The sequence below is a fragment of the Oceanobacillus massiliensis str. N'diop genome (assembly GCF_000285495.1).
Taxonomy (GTDB): domain Bacteria; phylum Bacillota; class Bacilli; order Bacillales; family Amphibacillaceae; genus Oceanobacillus; species Oceanobacillus massiliensis.
This window is the reverse complement of record NZ_HE610982.1, coordinates 33,320-34,776: the sequence shown is the minus strand read 5'-3', so window position 1 is coordinate 34,776 and position 1,457 is coordinate 33,320. Positions and strand designations below refer to the sequence as shown.

The window sequence follows — 1,457 nt, the reverse complement described above, 5'->3', positions numbered from 1 at the left end:
GCCGTTTTTTTGATGTGTTTTAATTAATATAATCTCTAATGCAACAAGCGCGGAATTCCCGCCGAGAATCGCGGAAAAATCGGAAAAGGCGCGGAATACCGGCCGCGAATCGCGGAAAAATGGAAAAAAGCGCGGAATTCCGGCCGCGCCCCGCCACATCCGTGGGAAACCGGCTAAGCTAGCCTTAGAAGCTTCGATTATCCTCCGATGATATGATAGCCTGAGTCAACGTGCATGACTTCACCTGTTACGCCGCGTGAGAGCTCGCTTATGAAGAATAAGGTGGCGTCTCCTACTTGATCCTGATCGACATTGCGGCGAAGCGGGGCTTTTTCTACAATGACGTTTGCCTTATCATTGAATCCGGAGACTCCTTTAGCGGACAATGTACGGATAGGACCCGCGGAGATTGCGTTAACGCGGATGCCGTATTTGCCTACATCTTCAGCCAAGTATCTGACACTTGCTTCTAGAGAGGCCTTGGCAACTCCCATTACGTTATAGTTAGGGATTACCTTCTCGGCTCCCAGGTAAGTCTGTGTAACGATACTTCCGCCTTCTGTCATGACTTCTTTGGCAGCATTTGTTACAGCTACAAGGGAGTATGCACTAATCTCCTGTGCTAATAAGAAGCCGTCCCTTGAAGTATTGGCATATTCACCCTGAAGCTCCTCTCGTTTTGCAAATGCTACGGAGTGAACTAGACCATGGATGATACCTACTTTTTCTTTTATCTGACTAAATGCCTGTTGAATACTTTCATCATTTGCTACATCACAGGAAACAATCAATTTAGCATCTATATCATGCTTTTCCAGGAGTTTTACTAGCTTCTGATAGGATCTTTCCTGTCTGTTTGTAAAGATTAGATTTGCTCCTGCATTATGTAATGACTTTGTGATTCCCCATGCAATACTTCTTTCATTGGCTACGCCCATGATTAATACATTCTTACCTTGCAATAGACCTGACATAATAACCCTCCACATCTTGATTCTTACATGTATTATAACCTATTAGGACCAGGTAATGAAACCCTAACCTTCAAATGGTTCTGGCGCCTTAAATCATAGAACATTTCAATGAATATATCAGTTTAAAATATTACGAATAAAGCACAGGAATGCCGTGATATCAATGTTTTGAATGTGGTTGGTTAAAAATATAAATAAATATTCATTTTTCCCTTTACAAAGTTGCTTATACTAGATATAATAAAATTCGTCAGTTTGCGACAGGTTAATAGAAATAACGCAAATAGATGCCAAAACTATTAATGGCCCGTTGGTCAAGCGGTTAAGACACCGCCCTTTCACGGCGGTATCACGGGTTCGAATCCCGTACGGGTCACCAATATGGAGGATTAGCTCAGCTGGGAGAGCACCTGCCTTACAAGCAGGGGGTCGCAGGTTCGAGCCCTGCATCCTCCACCATTTTGCCGGCCTAGCTCAACTGGT

General features: G+C 43.7%; 1 protein-coding gene and 2 tRNA genes. 2 read left to right on the top strand and 1 reads right to left on the bottom strand.

Annotation, left to right across the window (positions count from 1 at the left end; genetic code table 11):
- Positions 1-197: 197 nt before the first annotated feature.
- A complete protein-coding gene (gene fabI, locus OMHG_RS17300) occupies positions 198-974 on the bottom strand; it encodes an enoyl-ACP reductase FabI (RefSeq protein ID WP_010652209.1) in 777 nt (258 codons plus the stop codon).
- 304 nt (positions 975-1,278) lie between these two features.
- Between fabI and OMHG_RS17295 the strand changes: the two genes are divergently transcribed.
- Both OMHG_RS17295 and OMHG_RS17290 read left to right on the top strand, forming a co-directional pair.
- Positions 1,279-1,353: transfer RNA gene (locus tag OMHG_RS17295), tRNA-Glu, on the top strand.
- 4 nt (positions 1,354-1,357) lie between these two features.
- Positions 1,358-1,433 (top strand) — tRNA-Val (locus OMHG_RS17290).
- Positions 1,434-1,457 lie beyond the last annotated feature (24 nt).